At 71.1% G+C, this 17,227-nt stretch carries 15 protein-coding genes; 3 read left to right on the top strand and 12 right to left on the bottom strand.

The annotated features are described in order from the left end of the window. Positions 1-16: 16 nt before the first annotated feature. The 4 genes from ABZZ17_RS18360 to ABZZ17_RS18345 form a co-directional block, all read right to left on the bottom strand. Entirely contained in the window at positions 17-1,123 is a 1,107-nt protein-coding gene (locus tag ABZZ17_RS18360; protein ID WP_356877191.1) for a helix-turn-helix transcriptional regulator, read from the bottom strand. Between the two features lie 333 nt (positions 1,124-1,456). Continuing rightward, complete coding sequence (locus tag ABZZ17_RS18355) at positions 1,457-1,681, bottom strand: hypothetical protein (protein WP_356877189.1); 225 nt, start codon at positions 1,679-1,681, stop codon at positions 1,457-1,459. Between the two features lie 1,105 nt (positions 1,682-2,786). After that, positions 2,787-4,268: a phospholipase A2 gene (locus tag ABZZ17_RS18350; RefSeq protein WP_356877187.1), complete on the bottom strand. Its 1,482-nt coding sequence runs from the start codon at positions 4,266-4,268 to the stop codon at positions 2,787-2,789. A 223-nt stretch (positions 4,269-4,491) separates the two neighbouring features. Then, positions 4,492-6,135 carry an RICIN domain-containing protein gene (locus ABZZ17_RS18345; RefSeq protein WP_356877185.1) on the bottom strand — a complete coding sequence of 548 codons (1,644 nt, stop codon included), beginning with the start codon at positions 6,133-6,135 and terminating at the stop codon, positions 4,492-4,494. 316 nt (positions 6,136-6,451) lie between these two features. Here ABZZ17_RS18345 and ABZZ17_RS18340 point away from each other — a divergent pair, with 316 nt between their 5' ends. Next, entirely contained in the window at positions 6,452-7,615 is a 1,164-nt protein-coding gene (locus ABZZ17_RS18340; RefSeq protein WP_356877183.1) for an RICIN domain-containing protein, read from the top strand. On the opposite strand, the gene ABZZ17_RS18335 is transcribed toward ABZZ17_RS18340, so the two are convergent. From ABZZ17_RS18335 to ABZZ17_RS18310, 6 genes are all read right to left on the bottom strand, one after another. Continuing rightward, the gene (locus ABZZ17_RS18335; protein ID WP_356877181.1) at positions 7,612-8,931 is read right to left on the bottom strand and encodes an MFS transporter; all 1,320 of its coding nucleotides are present in this window, start codon (positions 8,929-8,931) and stop codon (positions 7,612-7,614) included. The two genes, ABZZ17_RS18340 and ABZZ17_RS18335, sit on opposite strands and share 4 nt — an antisense overlap. Next, complete coding sequence (locus ABZZ17_RS18330) at positions 8,928-10,073, bottom strand: hypothetical protein (RefSeq protein WP_356877179.1); 1,146 nt, start codon at positions 10,071-10,073, stop codon at positions 8,928-8,930. The genes ABZZ17_RS18335 and ABZZ17_RS18330 overlap by 4 nt, the downstream gene beginning before the upstream one ends. Before the next feature lie 79 nt (positions 10,074-10,152). Then, positions 10,153-10,431, bottom strand: a complete 279-nt coding sequence (locus ABZZ17_RS18325; RefSeq protein WP_356877177.1) for a hypothetical protein — start codon at positions 10,429-10,431, stop codon at positions 10,153-10,155. An 85-nt stretch (positions 10,432-10,516) separates the two neighbouring features. After that, positions 10,517-11,767 carry a hypothetical protein gene (locus tag ABZZ17_RS18320; RefSeq protein WP_356877175.1) on the bottom strand — a complete coding sequence of 417 codons (1,251 nt, stop codon included), beginning with the start codon at positions 11,765-11,767 and terminating at the stop codon, positions 10,517-10,519. A gap of 79 nt (positions 11,768-11,846) precedes the next feature. Next, positions 11,847-12,131 (bottom strand): hypothetical protein, encoded by a 285-nt coding sequence (locus ABZZ17_RS18315; RefSeq protein WP_356877173.1) that lies wholly within the window; start codon positions 12,129-12,131, stop codon positions 11,847-11,849. A gap of 63 nt (positions 12,132-12,194) precedes the next feature. After that, a complete protein-coding gene (locus ABZZ17_RS18310; protein WP_356877171.1) occupies positions 12,195-12,446 on the bottom strand; it encodes a hypothetical protein in 252 nt (83 codons plus the stop codon). Positions 12,447-12,808: 362 nt separating this feature from the next. Here ABZZ17_RS18310 and ABZZ17_RS18305 point away from each other — a divergent pair, with 362 nt between their 5' ends. Next, entirely contained in the window at positions 12,809-13,783 is a 975-nt protein-coding gene (locus tag ABZZ17_RS18305) for a helix-turn-helix transcriptional regulator (RefSeq protein WP_356877169.1), read from the top strand. A gap of 98 nt (positions 13,784-13,881) precedes the next feature. Here ABZZ17_RS18305 and ABZZ17_RS18300 read toward each other — a convergent pair whose 3' ends face one another. Then, a complete protein-coding gene (locus ABZZ17_RS18300; protein WP_356877167.1) occupies positions 13,882-15,426 on the bottom strand; it encodes a tryptophan 7-halogenase in 1,545 nt (514 codons plus the stop codon). Between the two features lie 150 nt (positions 15,427-15,576). Here ABZZ17_RS18300 and ABZZ17_RS18295 point away from each other — a divergent pair, with 150 nt between their 5' ends. Then, a complete protein-coding gene (locus ABZZ17_RS18295; RefSeq protein WP_356877165.1) occupies positions 15,577-15,804 on the top strand; it encodes a DUF6269 family protein in 228 nt (75 codons plus the stop codon). A gap of 76 nt (positions 15,805-15,880) precedes the next feature. On the opposite strand, the gene ABZZ17_RS18290 is transcribed toward ABZZ17_RS18295, so the two are convergent. Further along, positions 15,881-17,227: ATP-binding protein (locus ABZZ17_RS18290; RefSeq protein WP_356877163.1), on the bottom strand; the 1,347-nt coding region annotated here is incomplete at its 5' end.

The following is a 17,227-nucleotide window of genomic DNA, read 5'->3' as shown; positions in this document are numbered from 1 at the left end:
TCACAGGGTGCTGTTGTCATCTTTGACGGCGGCGAGCAGCGGCGGCTACGGCGAGGTGTCTGGGCGGGGTTCGGAGCGGCGGGGGCGCGGCAATGCGTGGGTAGAGGCAGCCGTAACGAGCCGCGTGCTCCACACAGCGGTCCCAGCCTTCTTGGGTAATCAACATGCGTGAAGGCTCGCCCGAAGGGCGTTCCAGTTCGGCAACTACGAATCCGCGGGCCGAGAGCCCTCTCCACGCCTCCGCAGCCTCTTCGTCAGAGGGGGAACTGTTCACCCACACATGTCCGTGCTCCAGGACAGTCACCATGATGCGCCACTGTTGGCTCGTCATGGCCTCGGCGAGGAAGCGCACAAGCACGGTGGCGGAGTGAAGGGGCTGGGCCTTGATGATGTCCTTCGTCCTACTGGCTCGTTTCCTGGCGTCGGCTGCGAAGCGAGGGGTCTGCGCATAAGCCTCGTCGAGGCGGGCGATCTCAAGGCGCTTCAGACGAAAGCGGTAGTTGTTGAGCTCATGGTTCACCAGGCGGCAGACCACGCTGGCCGGACGTCGCAGCAGAGCGGCGATGGCCAGAAGGGCGGTTTCGTCGGGGTTGACGACAGCCGGCCTGTACGCCTCCGAAGCTCGGGCGAAGATCTCCTGGAGATGTCCGGCTATGGCTTCGCGGCGTTGCTGGGCCACGGGGTGGTTGTCCAGGGCGCGATGGATCATCGGTAGTGGGATCTTGAGCGCTTCGGCAAGGCGAAGGGGAAGGGTGCCGTCGTCCCGGACCGGGAGAGTCGCATGGCGTTCGATGTCCCGGTAGGCAGCGCGGCTGATGTTCAGGCACTTGGCCAGTTCGTCGGCGGTGAGACCGGCGTAGCAGCGGAGATCTCTGATCTGCTCCCGCTGGACTCTGTTCGGCTCGTACAACTCACGAGGGTGTACCGCGAATACCTGGGCAATCTGAATGATGCGACCGGGTTCGGGGGTCGAGGTACCGGCTTCGTAGGCCAGCACTCGGGCTTTGGAGGTCTTCAGGCGCTCGGCGAGGTCGGCGGCGCTGAGCAGCCGGCCGTCCACTTGCCTACTCGCGCGTAACTGTTTCAGGATGTCTGGGGCGAACTTGGCCGTTCCACGCGCCATCGACGCCTCCCCCCTATGGCTCCGCCGGAGAGGCCAAGGTACCGTTTAGGAGCAACTCGGCGCCTTAGGATTCACTCGTAGGTGCTATCGGTAGCGTTCGCCCTGGTCACGGACCAGCTGGGGTATCGCTTAGGGTCAAAACGTGTTCCATTGAGGGGTGTACGACCGGCAAGGTCGTCCCATCAGCGGGATGCTTGCGGGAACACGTTCCTCGCAGCGCCTGGTTGGAATGTGACTACTTGCCGAACAAGAGAATGACCCGCGTCCATGACTGGGAATCTCGAACGCGGGTCCGCGCCGGTTCGGCATCAGGCGGCGGGTGAGGCTACTACCTCATCCGCCGTTGCCGTTGAGCAGGTCGAGTATCTGGTTCACAAGCTGAAGCATGTCTGCAGCTCGGAGGATCCAGGACCAGCGCGACGACGAGATACCTTCCGGCTCCGAGGGGCCCCGGCTCGGTTCATCGTCCTCCCGGCCCGTCGGAGCCGGGGGATCGCCCTGACCCTGCGGGTCCGGAACTTCGTCGTCCCGGTCCTTCGACCATCCGGAGTCGGTCATCCGACTCGCTCCCTTCCATAGGCGGAATAGGGCCGGTTGGCCCTTAAGTCGCCTACCGGCAGCACCGCCGGAAGAGAGATGGGATGAGCCTACCGGTTCGCATGTCCGTGCAGGTGCCGGGACCGGTCAACGTCATGACTTCACTCGCGGTGACCTGTTCCCCCAAACCCGTATCACCCGGAGTCACTTGCTGCCGGAAGATGAGCGAGGACCCCATCTCACATGCGGTTTCTGCACGAGGTGGACCGCTTCCACCCGAGTTTCCTCCGCGCTTGAACGAAGGTGCACAAAGGCGCATTTGAGGAGCGGCATGGGGGCGCATGAAGCGGCGCACAAGTCGTTGAGCAGTCGATTCGCCTGACTTGTGAGGACAAGCCGCCTGGCGTGAGCCGCAGCGCCTGCCCGAGTCGGCACACCTTACGGTCCCAGGCCGGATCGCGGACCTCCAGCGGGGGCCCGCTGGTTCCGGCGGAGATGTCGTGATCGTTCGCTCGTCGGAGATGACGACAGCGGGAAGAGCTCAGCAGGATCCGCGTGTACCCCAGCTCCCGGTGCCGCGGCGGCCTCCCAGGATCCCCAGCGTGGGCCGGGGCATGTCACGGCGGCGGATCGCGACGGCGAATGCCGTGGCCGGGGCGGAGCCGACCCCTTCGACCGCCGCGATCGAGGCCGTAAACGACGGGTGCGCCATGCACGCGTAGCTCGTGCCGCCCAGGACCAATGCGATAACGAGGGCCAGGAGCAGCGTCTGCATCGGGTCGGGGCTCTGTAGGGCCGGCTGCTGGGGTTGAGACTACGGGTCGTTGACGGGTGCCGGAGGCCGTGGGCGATGTCGATGTCACCTCCAGCGACAGCCCGGCCGGTCCTGACGTAAGGGCCGTTTCACAGGCTGCTGGAGCCCGGCGCACCGCGCCGGGCCCCACAGAACTTCTCGCGCGTCCGAGGACCGTTTGGAAGCAGCCGATGAACCGCTTTCACCTCGCCGGCCGCAACCCCACCCGTGGGTGGCTTGGATCCTGAGGTGTGACCGGGTAGTGGTTCCCGCGCGTCCGGCGTTGGGCGACGCGGGCCGCGGTTCACCGCTCGGGGTGGACCGCGGACCTCGTCAGCCGGCGGCTACGACTGCCGCGAAGTAGGCGTCGGCTGTCTCCCTGCAGATCTTGCGCTCGGCGGCGGTGTGGTTTCGGGGGAAGGTCACGGCGTTGCAGATCGTGTGGAGGTCTTGCTGGAAGATGCGGTCGACGCGGTCCTTGGGGGCGTTCCAGTCCGGACCGTGCTTGAAGGTGTCTTCTCCCTGGAGGTCCTTGTAGTTGCGGTAGCCGAAGTCGTGCCGGATGCAGGCGAGGGTGAAGTCGAAGTCGCTGATCATGTTCGGGGCGGGCTCGTTGCACTTGTTCGTGGTCCAGTCGAACTCGTACCGGTCGGGCTCCCCGGTGCGGTGCGCGCCCAGTGCCCGCGCCCAGTCGTTGAAGGCCGCGTCTCCGGGCTGGACCAGGCTGTCGAGGCGCGCGAGCTTCTCCTCCCGCGTGGCCGGGGCGGCCGGGGCGCGGAGGTCGCGCCATTTGTCGTTGCTTCCGTCGCCGCTGTAGGTCTGGACGGAGCGCTTGTCGGGGGCGAGGCGGTAGAGGAGGTCCCCGGTGGTGACGAAGGCGGCGGCGGGTCCGCTGACTCGGTTCCAGAGGCCGGGACGGCCGTTGTACTTGTAGAGGTCACCGGTTTCGCGGTTGGTGGAGTAGAGGGTGTTACTGGCGAGGATGGTTCCGGCCGGCCCGCCGACCGGGTTCCACTTCTTGCGGTCGACGTCGTACTCGACCACCGCGCCGCCATCGGGAGTCAGGCCGTAGAGGTTCTCGTCGGTCACGGCGAACGCGGCACCCGGTCCGCCGATCGTGGTCCACTGGCCCGGTTTGTCGTCGTACTTGCGGATGTCGCCGGTGACCGGGTCGGTGGCGAACAGTGTCCCCTTCTTGCGGCGCTTCTCGAGGTCCTGCACGGCCTTTATGCCGGTCAGGCTGACCTTTTCGGCGGGAATGGTGTAGAGGCTGGCCGCCTGTTCGCCGATCCTGGTCCAGGCCGCGTCGCCCTTGCCCGTGTGCTCCCAGACCCCGGAGCGGTCGGGGCTGATGCCGAAGAGCCGGTCGAAGCTCTTGTCGCCGGAGACGTGGGTGGTCGTGGCCACGAAGGCGTGGCCGGGGTCGCCGATGCGGGTCCACCGGCCGGGTTCGCCGTCGTACTTGGTGATGTCGCCGGTGGCCTGGTCGGTTGCGTAGACGCCGTCACCGCCCGCGTAGAGGTTCTTGGTGGCGCCGCGCACCTTGAGCCAGTTGGCCCGGTCGGAGGACCACTCGTAGACGCCCTGGTGGTCTGCGGAGAGGGCGTAGACGGCCTTTCCCGCGGCGACGATCGTCTCCAACGCCAGGGCCGGCGCGTTTTCCCCGGAGGCGGCCGCCACGGCCACGGTGTCGCTCCGGGCCTCAGGTCCATCTGATCCGGTGCCGAGGGCGGTCGCCCAGCCCAGGCCGCCGGCCAGCGCGCCGACCAGGGACCAGACGGCGATCCGTGCGGGCCTGCGGCGAGCAGCCGGCACAGGGTGGGCGCTTGCGCCCCGACCCGTGTCGTGGTGACGGAACAAGGAATTCATTTCTCTTGGCCTCCTGCGTCGTGTGTCTGACGGCTTGGATGCCAAGGTGCGGGGAAGCCCCCGTTGTCCACGGGTCCGGACGGCGAAACCCCAGCTCAGCGACTGGACAATGCGTATTGTCCGGGGACACGGAGGCCCGCAGTGGTGGTCCGGCCCGCCTGGAGACGGCCTAGTTCCAGGTCTGGAGGGGGCTGCCGTCGCAGGGTTCCTGGACGGCGAGCGCGCCGTCGCCCTGGCCCCGGATGGTCAGGCATTTCTCCGAGGCGTTGACCAGGCTCCAGCCGCCACCGGCCTGTGCTGCCCAGCGCCACGCCTGCCCGCTTGATCCGTTGCAGGTCCACTGGTTCGCGCTGGCCCCGTCGTCGCGGGAGTCACCTCGGATCTCCAGGCACTTGCCCGAGTCCATGTGCACCAGGGTTGTCCACCCGCCCGGGTTCGTGGTGGTCCATTTCTGGCTGGAGGAGTTGTTGCACGTCCACTGGTTCGCCGTCGCGCCGTCCTCCCCCGCGCTGCGACGTATCTCCAGGCACATCTGGGTTCCCGCGTTCGCCCAGGTCCGTAGCCCGCCCCCCACGGCCGGCGGCGGTGCCGGCTTCGGCGTCTGCGCCTTCGGCGTCTGTTCCTTCGGCGTCACCCCAGGCGCGGGGCTCGGCGGCTCCGGCTTCGGGGTCGGGGTGGCCTCCTCTCCCGTCGGGCCCGGCGGCGACGGGGTGGTCGTCGCTTCGGCTGAAGGCCCGGAGGTTCGGGGCGCGGGGATCTCGATGGCCGGTGTGCTGGGGCCCTTGCCGGGCGTGGCAGGGGTGTTGAGGCGGGCTTCGGGGCTGCGCTCCCCCGCGTGCCCCTTCTGGTAGGCGGCGATGGTAATGCCGCCGATCACGCAGGCGGCGACCAGGACGGCGAGGCCGATGCCGGCCGGCAGCCGCGGCCCGCTGCGCCTGGTGTCCTCCTGCACCGGTTCGGTGCCGGCGGGTTCCGCCTTCGCTTCGGTGGAGTCCTGGGCGCTGTCCTTCCCGGCCGACGGGGTGCCCGCAGGCCCGTCCTGACCGTGAGGTCCGTCCTGGGTTTCCACGGAGACCCCGGGGGCCGGGCCACCCGTGGCAACGGCCCCGCCACGATGGTCGTCCGCGTCCGCGCCGCCGTCCTCGGTCTCCCCCGCGCCACCGGGGCCACTGGACGGCTCCGCCGACGCGTCGGCGCCAACGGCTCCCGGGTCCGATGACGAGCTGTCCGCGTTCCATACCCGGAAGGCGTCCTGCCGGCGGGCGGCGGTGTCGTGGAGCGCGGCGAGACTGCCGACGAGCTCGCCGCCCGCGCCGGCGCCCTCTTCGCCGCCGGGCTCCTCGCCGGCTTCGGACTGGGCCGCCCCGTACGCCTCCAGTGTCGCGTCCCGCACCCGGCGGGCCTCGGCGACGTGCTCGCGCAGGACGTCGAGCTGCGCCGCGATCGCGGCCACCGGGCGGCCGGAAACGCCGGTGTGCCCCGCGTCGGACGGCTGGCGTGCCGCTTCTTCCTCCAGCACGTCGATCCGGGCGAGAAGTGCCTTGATCAGGCGGCCCATCTCGGCGATGTCCTGCTTGGCCCGCTCCAGTGCTTCGTCCAGTCCCACTGCGGGTCGCTCGGCCTCGGCGGTCAAGGCCAGGGCGTGGAGGTCGCGGGCCTTGGCCAGCATGATCTGCTGCCCGCGGGCATCGGGCACCCGGTCCTTGATCACGGTGTTGAGCCGGGGAAGCGGAATGATCTGGGCCCCGGAGCGGTAGTCACCCCACATGGTCCTGCCGCCGGGGTAGCGCTCGGCGAGCACACGCAGACTCATGCCGTCGGTCAGATCCCGAAGGAACCGCGCCAGATCGTTGGCCGCCTCGGTCGCCCCTCTCGGGTCGCCTTGAGGGCGCCCTGCCTTGGTCACTTCTCCCCCTTGTGTTGTCCGCGGACAATCCCTTTGTCCGCCCCCGGCACGCACGCGACCTGCCCATATGCCGTACCGGACACCGGTCATCCCCTCCGCTACCCAACCTGGGACGCCAGGGACCGGGCCCGACGCCCGTCCGTGAACCGTTGCCGCGCGCGATACCGGCTCCAGGCGACACAGAACAGGTCCCGGCAGCAGCCGTCCACCAGGGGGAGTCCAGTTGTCTCAAATACGTATGCCCGTGACCGTCGCGGTGGCGGTCGTACCGGCCTGCCTCATCGCCGCGTTCGTCACGGCACCGACCACCGGACCCGGCGAACAGACCAGCGGCATCGTCAGCACGGCGGCGGCTTCGGAACGTTCGAAGGGCGGAGGCCCGGTCACCCGCGGGCAGGTGATCCGGCGGGCCCAGTCCTGGGTCGACCAGCGGGTCCCGTACAGCCAGAAGAGGTACTTCCCCCCGACCACGGGCTGGAGGACGGACTGCTCCGGATTCGTCTCCATGGCCTGGATGCTCCCGGACAGCGAAACCACGCTGACCCTGCCGCGCCTGACGACGCCGATACCCACCTCCGAGCTCCGCCCCGGCGACATCCTGAACTCGCCCGACCACGTGGTGCTCTTCGCCGACTGGATCGACCAGAAGAAGGGCACCTTCAGCTTCTACCAGGAGAGCAACGAGCGCGTCCCGACGAACAAATCGACCGGCAGCCTCAACGCCGCCAAGATCGCTGGTATCCCCGCCGGCACGTACAAGGCCTTGCGCTACAACCGGATTGCCGACGACACTCCCGCACCCGCGCCGACACCCACGACGGCCCCTTCAGCGGCGCCCACGAAGACCAGCACGCCCCAGGCCAAGCCGAAGCCGGCCATCAAGCCGACCACGAAGCCGGAGCCGACCAGCCCCGCTCCGGTGAGCCCGTCGAAAAGCCCGGCTCCCAAGCCGGAGCCGACGACGCCCCCGCCGCCCGTGGTGGGGGGCGGGCTGCGAACGTGGGTGAACGCCGCCACGAACATGTGCCTGGAAATCCGCCGCAGCCTGGGCCACGACGGGGCGACCGCGAACCAGTGGACGTGCAACAACTCCTCCAGCCAGAAGTGGACCACCACGAACCCCGGCGGGTGGACGACGATCGTCCACATGGACTCCGGCAAATGTCTGGAGATCCGGGGCGACATCGTGGCGAACGGCGCCACCGCGAACCAGTGGACGTGCAACGGGTCGGCCACGCAGAGCTGGCGGTGGCAGGCCCAGCCCGGAGGCGGGTGGAGCCTGGTCAACGCGAACTCCGGCAAGTGCCTGACCATCCACGGCCACGGCGACGGGGCCCTCGCCGTCCAGCAGCCCTGCGACAACAGCCGCCTGCAGACCTGGAACTAGTGCAGGGGGGTGGTGCTGAGGTGGTGGCGGTCTTGGGGGCCGAAGGTGGACCAGAGGGCGGCGGTGAGGAGGAGGAGGGCGCCGAAGGCGAGGTAGACCGGTTTGCCGCCGAAGCGGTCGAAGAGGAAGCCCGTCGCGAGGATCGCCGCGGCGCTGACGATGCGGATGACGGCGTCGAGCAGGCCGTGCCAGGTGCCGAGGAGGTTGGCGGGGGCGCGGAGTTGGACGAGGAGGCCGGCGGACCTGAGGTAGACGGTGAAGCCGATGCCGAAGAGGATCAGGGCGGCCGCGAGGATCCACTGGGTCCGGCCGAACAGCGCCGCGGTCAGGGTGCCGGCGCCCGCCAGGGCGGTGGCCCAGCGGAGGCTGGTGTAGATGCCGTCGGGGCCGGCCTTGGCGACGGCCAGGCCGCCGATGATCGCCCCGATCGTGGAGAAGGCGAGGAAGGAGCCGGCGCGGGCCGGCGACATGTCGAAGGTCTCCCTCATCAGGGACAGCAGGGAGAGGATGACCGTCGAGAGGGCGAGCACGGTCAGGGCGTGGAAGGTGAGGAAGCGGCGCCAGGCGGGGCTGGTGGCCAGGGTCTTCGCGACGACGCGGCGGGACGGGAGCGGCTCGGGCGTGGTGTCCGGTTCGGGTGCGGGGTTCGCCGCGTCGGTTCCGTCGGGGTCGGCAGCCTTGGGCCGGCGGGCCACTACGGCGACGAAGGCGGCGAAGACGGCCAGGGCGAGGACCTGGAGGCCCGCGGCGACCAGGAGGGCGCGGGAGCCGGGCATGAGGGCGATGACGAGGCCGGCGACCACCGGTGCGAGGAGCTCGCTCGCGGAACGAATGGTTCCGCCGATGCCCTGGACCCGGACGAGGGTCTTGGCGTCGAGGATCCTCGGCAGGAGCACGAACAGGGCCATTTCCCCGATGTGGTGGACGAGGTCCACGGTCGCGGCGGCCACGACGATCGCCCACAGGTGGGAGGAGAGGAAGGTGGAGCCGATCCCGATGAGGACGAAGACGCCGATCTTGACGAGATAGGCCGTGACGAGGACGGACTTCGGGTTGCCCCGGTCCAGGAGGGGGCCGGCGGCCACGGAGGCGACGACTTCCACGCCGTAGCCCACGCAGTAGACCAGGCCGACCGTGCTGACCAGGCCGGAGAGGTCGAGGGCGAGGTTGGCGAACGCGATGTCGTAGATGCCCTCGCTCATGGAGCGGGACAGCACGAGTAAGGCGAAGACGACGAGCAGCAGCGTCAGCCAGCGTGACGGGGTGGTGAGCGGGGTGCGGCCGGCCGCCCTCGGGCCCTGTTCCGTCGTGGTCATCGGTAGGCCAGCTCTCGGACGACCTCGCCCGGGAGCGCGGAGCCCGGCGCCTCGAACGTCGGGAGCGGTCCGCCGGCGGGGACGGGGACGAACAGTTCGGGCAGGCGGGCGCCGCCGCTGTCGTGGACCTCGTACTCCACCCGGTAGTGGAGGGTGCCGTTGCCGCGGGCCCGCATGAGGACGCCGGGTTCGATCGTCAGGACGACGCGGGCGTCCCGCGGGAAGGGCAGGACCTGGGAGGCCCCGAAGGTGGGGGAGTCCGCGCGTCGGTCGATGAGTTGGAGTTCCATCTCGGGATTGTCGTACAGCAGGGGGGACAGCTTCAGCGTGAGATTGGGATGGGCGCTGAAACAGGGCGGCCAGGCCTCGGGAATGTCGTGAACCATGGTGTCGGCGAGGCCGTTCTCCACGTTGGAGCCGATGCCGTACGAGTCGTCACGGATGGACTGGTAGGAACCGACCGCGGCGTTGACCGTGGCGAGCTGCGACCGGGGCAGGTCGGGCTGCTGCCCGGCGAGGTCCCGGTCGATGAAGTAGCGGTGGAGTTCGCCGCCGATCTCCGCGGAGGCGACGACGCCCTGCTCGGTGGCGCCGCCGAGCCAGCTGCGGGACACCACCTTGGAGACGAGGAACTGGGCCGGTGTCGGCAGCTCGACCGTGTTGGCGACGGCCCGCGGGCGGGAGCGGTTCATGTCGGTGACGGCGTAGGTGGCGTTGTCGTCGAACGGCGACCACGCGGAGGAAGGGTCCTCGGGTGCGTGGAGCGAGTAGTCGTTGCGGGTGGTCACGGTCTCCAGGCGTTCGAACCAGTGCGCGTAGCCGGGCGGGACGGCCAGGACGCACGACCCGTCGGCCGGCACGTCGATCTCCAGCTTGCGGTCGTACTCCGGGGAGTCCGACCGGCAGTCGTACAGGTGGACGGTCACGGGCGGGGCGCCGGCCGGGCCGTAGAAGGACAGCCGGTCGTACTGGCCGAGGTGCACCGCGTACTCCTCGTAGGCGAAGTGCGGGCTGTGCACCATGTAGTGGTAGGGACGGTCGTTGCGGGAGGACCGGATGTGCCGCGCTCCCGGGAGGCCGGACTCCTCGCCCGTCGTGCGCGTCTTGGTCATGATCAGGTGCGGCTTGGGGAGAGCGGACATGGCGGCGTTCCTTTCCGAAGATGCCTGGGGGCGGGCACACCGGACCGGTGCGCCCGCCCCCCAACGACTACTGCGGTGCTCAGACGGTGGTGACGACGACGCCCTCGGGCAGGGCCGCCTTGAACTCCTCCAGGTCACCGTAGGCACGCGAGGTGATCTGCTCCTCGGTGTCCGCGTCGATCATCGCCTGGGCGATCTTCCCGAGGATGCTGCGGAAGTACTCGGGGGTCTCGAAGTAGGGCTCCAGCGCGGAGGTGAGGCTCTCCAGGGCGGCGCGGGCGGCGGGGTCGGTGACGTCACCGGACATGGCGGCGAGCTCGGTCTTCCACGCGGTGGTCTCGACACTGGTGATCGACATGGTGCGTTCCCTTCGTTGGGTCCTTCGGTGGCGTCCGCGGGGTGCTCGTGCGCGGACGGTTCTGCGGAGGGTTCCGCAGCGGACTTCAGCGGGTGAGCGACATTGCCTTGGCTTCCATGCGCGCCAGCGCGTGGAGAGCCGGGCCGGGCAGGTAGCGGTCGCCGTCCTGCTCGGGCCTGCTGGGACCGGCTCCGGAGGGGTCGGCCGTGATGACGTCGCGTCCGAGGGGGTGGTCCAGGACCCAGGGTTCGAGGTCGAGGACTTCCATCTCGGAGCGGAGCCAGACGCGGCCGGTTCCGGCGAACCGGTACCAGGTACCAGGGGGGACGCGGACCCCGATGGTGGGGTCGCCGAGGGGGATCACGGAGTGTTCGCCGTCCGCGGTCACCACCTCGATCCGTGCGTCGGTGCTGCCGGCCAGCCAGGTGAGGCGGCGGCGGGAGTACTCGTGCCGGACGTACCGTCCGCCGGTCGTTTCCCCGTCGCCGCGGCCGGCGTCGAGGTCCGCTTCCAGGACGTCCGACGTGCAGCTGTCCGTGGAGGGCACGACGGTGAAGGATTCGGGTCCGGTCAGCACGAAGTTATTGCGGGAGGTCAGTTCGTTGCCGTCGTCGGCGGTCTCGGCGGCGCGCCACGCCGGGCGGATGGTGGCGTAGGTGGTGCTGCCGCCGATGGAGACGCGGTAGCGGGCGGCGTAGGCGCCCTGGTCCTGGGAGTTGGTCTGCTGGGACATCCGGGAGAGCAGCAGGTGGGCGGCGACCGGCAGCTCGTGGCGGTTGGTCCGTACGACGGGCGCCCGGGAGGAGGAGCGGAGGAAGGAGACCAGGTCGTTGTCCGGTTCCCAGTCCGGGTTCTGGTCGGCGTACCAGACGGGTTCGTCGCGGGTCACGACCCCGCCGAGACCGTCGAGGGTGTGGGCGACGCCCTTGGGGATGATCAGGACCCGGTGGGGCGAGACGGCCATCTCGATGGTGATCTCGTCGCCGAGTTGCGGGGAGTCCTCGCGGCAGTCGATCAGGTGCACGGTGATGCGCTGGCCTTCGCCGAAGAAGGTGAGCCGGTCGTCCTGGCCCACGTGGATGCCGTAGGAGGAGTAGGTGAAGTCCTTCTCGTGGGTGACGTAGTCGGTGATGCCCGGGCCGTTCGAGATGCGGGTCACCCGGACGACGCCGTTGGTGCCGTCGCTCTCGCTCACGTTCGTGGTCTCCAGGCGGGCTCCCGGGAGGGAGAACTCCGTGGCGGTGACGTCGTCGGGCACCTGGAAGGTCCCGATGTGGCGGCGGGCGGTGGTCCGGTCGAGCGCCGTACGCGGCGCCGCGTCAGCGGTTTCGAGCATGGTGGGTTCCTCTCTCGTGCCAAACGTGGTGATGGCCGACGCGCGGGCCGCGGGGCGGGTGTGGTGGAGGTGGCTGCGGTCACCGGGGTAGGGGGCCGTCTCCGTCCGCGGTGTCCGACAGGTGCCAGGCGGTGAGTCGTGGTGCGCGTTCGACGGCGCGCAGGCACGCGGCGCGGGCGGTCAGCAGGGCCTCGGCCTCGCAGTCGGCCAGGACGAAGAGGACCAGGTCGATCTGGTCGTGGCCGGCGCGCGCCCAGAGGTGCTCGATGCGGTCCGCGGGGTCGAACTGGGCCGTGAGCAGTTCCCTGAGGTCGTCGGGGGCGGCTGTCGCTCCCCGGGAGCCGACCAGTCGCATGGTGATCATATGCATGGCGATCTCGGGCCCTCGCGCCATCGGCCCGCCGTCGGTCCGCCGTCGGCGCCCGTGTCAGACCGGCCGCTCGGTACCGGTCCCGTCCTGGGGCGATACCCAGCCGAACCCGTCACCCGGCGCCACCGCCTGCCGTGTCCACCAGCCGAAGCCGTCGTCGGCCACGACCGCCTGGTTCGTCCCCCAGCCGAATCCGTCACCGGCGGACGTACGGCCGGCGCCCGATGCGTCCTGGGCGACGGCGCCCGAGGTGGCGACGGCCACGACGAGAGCGGCGGACGAGAGGAGGACTGCGGCGACCCGGGACATGACGGACTCCACCCTTCAGAAGCAGCTTTTTCCTTGACTGTCGCTTTCACCCCGGTCCGTGGGGTGTTGCGTTCGATGGCATAAGCCTGTCCCACCGCGGTGGCGGTGTCACCAGGCACAGACCGGCGTCAAATCGCCAGGCGGAGAGACGCCACCTCGGGCGAGGTCCCCTTCCCGCAGCCGTCGGCAGCGGGTCCCGTGGGCGGGAGGGCGCGGAGCGGGAGCACGGTGTGATCACCGTGACGGGCAGGGCGGCCGGGCAGTGCTGGGCCTGGCGGGGATTACGGGGATTGCGGGGTTGAAGACGTCATGCCCATGCGAAAGCCTTCGTCCACCGGTGGTCCTGACCGAAGGGAGACCACATGCTCCAGTTACTCGGACTCACACCCCATGCCGAGACCGTTTACCGGGCAACGCTCCAGAACCCCGACCACGGTGTCGCCGATCTGACGGCCGACACCGGGCTCCCGGAGAAGGTGGTGCGCGCCGCGTTCGACGAACTGGCGGCGCTCGCCCTGCTCAAGCCGTCCGACCAGCGCGGGGGCAGCCTGCGTCCGGTGAGTCCCGACGTCGGTCTGGCCACCTTGCTGGCCGGCGCCGAGGCCGACCTCGCGGCACGGCTGGCCCAGGTGGAGACCACGCGCGCGGAGATAGCCGCGATAGCCGCCGAGCACCTGGGCACGCGCATGTCGGACAGCGCCACGCGGCTCGAAGGGCTCGATGCCGTCCGTACGCGGCTGGAGGAACTCCAGCGGACCACCGAGTTCGAATGCCTGTCCCTCAACCCCGGTGGCGCGCACCGGCCCGACGCCCGCAACGCCGCGACCCCGCTCAACGAACAGGCCCTGGAGCGCGGGGTGAAGATCCGGGCGGTGTGCCGTGACAGCTTCCGCAACGACGCGGACACGCTCGCCTACGCCCGGTGGCTCATCGAGCACGGCGGCCAGATGCGGACCGTGCCCACCGTCCCGATCCAGATGATCATCGTGGACCGGCGGGCCGCGATCCTGCCGCTGGACCCGGAGGATCCGCGCAGGGGCGCGCTCGAAGTGCACAGCTCCGGCATCATCACCGCCCTGTGCGCGCTGTTCGAGCTGTGCTGGTCGACGGGGACGTCCTTCGGGGAACAGCCACCCTCCGACGACAACGGGTGCACGCCCACGGAACGCGCCCTGCTGGAGATGGTCGCCGCCGGGGACACCGACGAGACCGCGGCCCGCAACCTCGGGATCTCGGCGCGCACCGTGAGCCGGATGATGTCCAGCCTGATGGAAAGACTCGACGCGGCCAGCAGGTTCCAGGCCGGCGTGAACGCCACGAGACGCGGCTGGTTGTAGGTCCGGTCGGGCTCGCGCGTCCGGGCCGGGGCGGGCCGGGGCGGAGCGGGGCCGTTCGGGGGCCTTCCCGGCGGAGTCGACCGGGCGCGCAGGGCGCCCTAGTCGGCGGCCGTGGGCAGGGCGAGGAGGAGGGGGCCGCGTTCGGCTGACCGTGCCGTGCGGTGGGTGCGCGGGGAGTGCAGGCGGGCGAGGTAGTCGTGCGCGGTGGGGAGGGTCTCCAGGAGGGTGTGCTGGTGGCGCTTGATACGGGTGAAGTGCTCCTCGGCGGCGCGCAGGGCGGCGGGGTGGCGGGCGAGGGCCGGGGAGGGGCCGCCCGTACGGGGGCTGAAGGCGGTCAGCAGGGTGCGGAGCGGCTGCTCGTCGGGGGTCGGTGAGAGGCCTGCGCGGTGGGCTTCGAGTGCGGCCCGGGCGGTGTCGGAGAGGGGCAGGGGGTGCCGGGCCGGGTGGCGCAGCCGTAGGAGGTCGAGGGCGCGTTCGTGGTGCGCGGCGGCCGCCCGGTTGAAGCGGGCCGCGGGGGCGTCCGGGCGGTCGGGGGACGGGAAGTCCCGGATCAGGCGGTCCAGCAGGTCCAGGGTGGCCGCGTGGTCCTCGGCGAGGGGGTCGGTGAGGCCGGCGGCCGCGCCGAGGGCCACGCAGTTGTGCACCCAGGAGCGGCGGGGGCGGCCGGGGCGGTGGCGGGTGTGGGCGGCTCGCGCGGGTGTGTCGCGCGCGCCGTGGGTGTCGAGCAGCTGACGGGCCGCCTCGTCGGGGGTGGTGCGGGCGCTCGCGTAGGCCAGGCCCGCGCCGTAGCGGCCGAGCAGGGGCAGGCGCCACGTCCAGCCGGCGGGGGTGGCGGTGGCGGTGGTGTACGGCTCGACGCCGTGCAGGGCGCTGTCGTGAGGGGCCGTCAGGGTGACGGTGCTGTCGGCGGGGACGAGGCCGGTCTCGTCGGTGAAGGGTTCGGCCAGCACGCCGGCGATCAGCAGGCGGGACTCGCCCGTGCAGTCCAGCACGAGGTCCGCGGCCAGGGTGCCGCGGGTGGTGTGCAGCGACGTCACCCTGCCGTGTGCGTCCCGGTCGGCGCCGAGCAGGTCGCCGGTCAGCAGCCGGACGCCGCGGGTACGGACGGCTTTCACGCGCAGGAAATGGGTCAGCATCGTGGTGTCCGCGTGCCAGCCGTAGGCAATTGCCGCCCGGCCGTCCAGCCAGCGCGGTGATTTCTTCGCGTCCATGAGCGGGGGCTCACGGAAACAGGCGCGGTCGGCGGGTTCCACGGTCTGTCCGCAGGCCCGGCGCAGGGTCCATGCGTCGGAAAGCGGAAATCCCTCGCAGTCCGGGAGCGGGCTGCTGCGGGGAACGTAGACGTGGGTGTGCGGGGCGGAGCGGTCGGTGTATTTGACGGCGGCGCTGAAAGAGGCGTCCGCGGCCCGCATCCATTCGTCTTCGAAGACGCCGAGCGGGTCGAAGAGATCACGCTGCGCGGTCGGCGCCAGCGCTGTGACCTGTATGGACGGGCGGTCGGCGGTTTCCAGGACGGTGATGCGGACCGTGTCGGGGAACGCCGAGGCGAGCCGGGCCGCGGCGATCCAGGCGGTGAGGGTGCCGCCGGCGATCACCACGTCCGTGAGGGGGGTGGGGGCTTTCCGGTCCGCGTTCTTGTCCATGGGGGAAGGGTGGGGCGGTCCCCCATATTCCTTCTATGGCGCAGCTGTATTCGCGGTGCGGGCCGGAATGGAGACCGTCCATAGGGGCCGATCCGAATCTGTTGGTGCGGGACCTGAACGGGGCCCGGATCCGACAGGAGGAAAACGCACATGTTCGAGACCCCCCAGGTCCAGCACCCCTTGGACATTCTGACCGACATCGAGAACAGCGCGGCGATCGACCAGGAACTGCTGCTGCGCGACAGTGGGACGCCGTGGGCCGATCTGCTCGCGGACTACGTCGACGCGCTGAACGAACTGGCCGCGCGGGGCACCGCGGAGAACGGCTACATAGCGACGTACGGGCTGGACGAGGGGCACGCCGGAGGCTGCGGCTGACGGCGGCCGGGGCACGGCGCCGGCGGCCCGGTGGGAACCACCGGGCCGCCGCGGGAGGAACGTGGGGAGGGTGAGGTCAGAGGACGGGCACCCGGGTCCGGGCGAAGAGCCTGACCAGGGAGGGCAGGCGGTAGCGGGGGACGGCGCCGTCGGTGTGCGGGCCGGGTTCGAGGAGGCGGGCGTCGGCGAGACGGTCGAGGACGTCCTCGGCCTCCTGGTACGGGAGGTCGAGGACGGCTGCCGCGTCGGCCGGGGTGAGGATCCGCGGGGCGGTGGCGGCGAGCGCGTCGAGGGCGGCCGCGGTGGGGCCGTCGAGGCCGTCCAGGGCGGGGCGCATCGCGTCGGCCAGGTCGAGGCTGCCGATGCGGAGTTCGGCCAGGCGGCGGTCCTCGGTGGCGAGCCGGTCGGCGAGGCGGGCCACGGGCCAGTGGGGGCGGTCGGCGAGCCGGGCCGCGGCGATGCGCAGGGCGAGGGGGAGGCGGTCGCAGTACTCGGCGACCCGGGCGACGGATTCCGGGTCCGCGGACAGCCGGTCGGGGCCGGTGATCCGGGCGAGGAAGCGGGTCGCCTCGGCCGGGGTCATCGGGCCCAGGCGGACCAGGCGGGTGCCGGCGAGGCCGGCCAGGGCGGGGCGGATGCCGGTGACGACGGTACGGGAGTCGCCGCCGCCGGGCAGGAGGGAACGTACCTGGGTGTCGTCGGCGGCGTTGTCGAGGACGACGAGCATGCGGCGGCCGACGAGGAGGGTGCGGTAGAGCGCGGTGCGCTCGTCGATGCCGTCGGGGATGCGGTGCTCGTGCACTCCGAGGGCGCGCAGGAACCAGCCGAGGACCTGGCGGGGCGGGCGCGGCATGCCGATCGCGTCCCGCAGGTCGGCGTAGAGCTGGCCGTCGGGGAAGGCGGGGCGGGCGTGTTCGGCGGCGCGCAGGGCCAGGGCGGACTTGCCGGTGCCGGGGGCGCCGCTCACGACCACGTCCTGGCCCGCGGCCAGCACGGCGAGGACCTCCTGCAGTGCGGCCTCGCGGCCGGTGAAGTCGCCGGGGGCGGCGGGGCAGCCGTGCGGGGGCGGGAAGGAGGGGTCCTGGGGGGCTCGGGCCGGGGGTGTGGCCGTGGGCGGGGGTGTGGCCGTGGCCGGGGGCGAGACGGCAGCCGCGGGCCCGGCCGGGGCCGTAGCCAGGGCCTCGGCTACGGGCGGGGATGTGGCCGGGGGTGTGGGCGCGGCCGAGGCCGAAGCCGGGGCCGGGGTCGGGGCCCAAGCCGGGGGCGCGGCCGAGGCCGAAGCCGGGGCCGGGGTCGGGGCCCAAGCCGGGGCCAGGGCCGAAGCCGGGGCCGAAGCCGGGGCCAGGGCCGAAGCCGGGGCCGAAGCCGGGGCCAGGGCCGAAGCCGGGGCCGAAGCCGGGGCCAGGGCCGAAGCCGGGGCCGA

The sequence above is a fragment of the Streptomyces sp. NPDC006512 genome (genome assembly GCF_040611935.1).
Lineage (GTDB): Bacteria > Actinomycetota > Actinomycetes > Streptomycetales > Streptomycetaceae > Streptomyces.
Note: the sequence above shows the minus strand (reverse complement) of the source record. Positions and strands in the feature narration are given on the sequence as shown.

What these genes read in the sequence shown, in the direction of transcription:
- ABZZ17_RS18360 (WP_356877191.1), bottom strand. Translation starts at nt 1,123, where the DNA reads ATGGCGCGTGGAACGGCCAAGTTCGCCCCAGACATCCTGAAACAGTTA.
- ABZZ17_RS18355 (WP_356877189.1), bottom strand. Translation starts at nt 1,681, where the DNA reads ATGACCGACTCCGGATGGTCGAAGGACCGGGACGACGAAGTTCCGGAC.
- ABZZ17_RS18345 (WP_356877185.1), bottom strand. Translation starts at nt 6,135, where the DNA reads ATGAGTCTGCGTGTGCTCGCCGAGCGCTACCCCGGCGGCAGGACCATG.
- ABZZ17_RS18335 (WP_356877181.1), bottom strand. Translation starts at nt 8,931, where the DNA reads ATGACCACGACGGAACAGGGCCCGAGGGCGGCCGGCCGCACCCCGCTC.
- ABZZ17_RS18330 (WP_356877179.1), bottom strand. Translation starts at nt 10,073, where the DNA reads ATGTCCGCTCTCCCCAAGCCGCACCTGATCATGACCAAGACGCGCACG.
- ABZZ17_RS18325 (WP_356877177.1), bottom strand. Translation starts at nt 10,431, where the DNA reads ATGTCGATCACCAGTGTCGAGACCACCGCGTGGAAGACCGAGCTCGCC.
- ABZZ17_RS18320 (WP_356877175.1), bottom strand. Translation starts at nt 11,767, where the DNA reads ATGCTCGAAACCGCTGACGCGGCGCCGCGTACGGCGCTCGACCGGACC.
- ABZZ17_RS18315 (WP_356877173.1), bottom strand. Translation starts at nt 12,131, where the DNA reads ATGATCACCATGCGACTGGTCGGCTCCCGGGGAGCGACAGCCGCCCCC.
- ABZZ17_RS18310 (WP_356877171.1), bottom strand. Translation starts at nt 12,446, where the DNA reads ATGTCCCGGGTCGCCGCAGTCCTCCTCTCGTCCGCCGCTCTCGTCGTG.
- ABZZ17_RS18305 (WP_356877169.1), top strand. Translation starts at nt 12,809, where the DNA reads ATGCTCCAGTTACTCGGACTCACACCCCATGCCGAGACCGTTTACCGG.
- ABZZ17_RS18300 (WP_356877167.1), bottom strand. Translation starts at nt 15,426, where the DNA reads ATGGACAAGAACGCGGACCGGAAAGCCCCCACCCCCCTCACGGACGTG.
- ABZZ17_RS18295 (WP_356877165.1), top strand. Translation starts at nt 15,577, where the DNA reads ATGTTCGAGACCCCCCAGGTCCAGCACCCCTTGGACATTCTGACCGAC.